At 40.2% G+C, this 420-nt stretch carries 1 protein-coding gene; it reads right to left on the bottom strand.

Going from position 1 to position 420, the window contains the following annotated elements; translation table 11 throughout:
• Positions 1 to 367 (bottom strand): phage tail tape measure protein (locus tag SD53_RS12600; RefSeq protein ID WP_241481796.1); only part of this gene is annotated, 367 nt, incomplete at its 3' end.
• Positions 368 to 420 lie beyond the last annotated feature (53 nt).

The following is a 420-nucleotide window of genomic DNA, read 5'->3' on the forward strand; positions in this document are numbered from 1 at the left end:
TCCTTTCAATTTCTGCTAATGTCTTCTTAAATTCTTCTCTTGGGTCTTTACCCGCTTTACCCCAATTGGATATAGCTTTTTTCAAACCATTGAAGGCTATTTCAGTATTAACACCTGATTTCTCCCATTGAGAGAATAAAGCGATTGATTCTTTCATCTCAAAGCCCATAGCCCTCATTGGAGCACCGTATTTAGTAATGCTATCAGCTAATGTATCAACACTTATACCGCTAGCCTGTGCTGCTTTCGCTACCATATCAAGTACACTTTGATACTCATCAGCTTCAATACCTGCATCACCCATTGCACGCGTAATTAATTGAACGGCTTGTACGCCGTCAGAACCTGTTATGTGACTAAATTTCAAGAATGACTCTGTGGCACTCTCAAGTTCTTTGCCAGTGAAACCTAACCTTGTGT

The organism is Rheinheimera mesophila, assembly GCF_000986865.1.
GTDB lineage: Bacteria > Pseudomonadota > Gammaproteobacteria > Enterobacterales > Alteromonadaceae > Pararheinheimera > Pararheinheimera mesophila.